This window comes from Bradyrhizobium sp. NBAIM03 (assembly GCF_020194055.1).
GTDB classification, from domain to species: domain Bacteria; phylum Pseudomonadota; class Alphaproteobacteria; order Rhizobiales; family Xanthobacteraceae; genus Bradyrhizobium; species Bradyrhizobium yuanmingense.
This window is the reverse complement of sequence record NZ_JADYVS010000201.1, coordinates 1-422: the sequence shown is the minus strand read 5'-3', so window position 1 is coordinate 422 and position 422 is coordinate 1. Positions and strand designations below refer to the sequence as shown.

The 422-nt window shown below is 70.4% G+C and carries 1 protein-coding gene; it reads right to left on the bottom strand.

Going from position 1 to position 422, the window contains the following annotated elements; genetic code table 11:
- Window positions 1-422, bottom strand: a 422-nt coding sequence (locus I6F21_RS38085; RefSeq protein WP_346656865.1) for a rhodanese-like domain-containing protein, incomplete at both ends; no start/stop codon positions are given.

Below are 422 nucleotides of genomic sequence, written 5' to 3'. Positions count from 1 at the left end.
CAGTCCTGCTGCCAGGGCAGGCCCCAGCGGCGCCAGCCGCCGGCTTCGCCGCGTTGCTGCTGTTCGTCCAGGTCGCCCTCGAAGCCTTCCAGCACGTTGAACACGTTCTGGAATCCGGCAGCGGCGGCGGCTTCCGCTGCGGCAGCAGAGCGTTTGCCACTGCGGCACAGCAGCAGCACCACGGCGCTCTTGGGCGCGGCTTTCTCCAGCTCCCGCAGGAAGCGTGGGTTCTTGATCATGGCGGGCCCGGTCTGCCACGCCGCGTGAGGGGTATCCGGCACACGACCCACGAACTTCCGTTCTTCCGCTGTACGCACGTCCACGAGTACGGCGTCGCCACGGCTGACCAGCGCCCAGGCTTCGGCCGGTGTCAGCCCGCCCGCGTAGCGCAGCCCCTGCTCGCTGGCGTGGCTGCGTGCGCG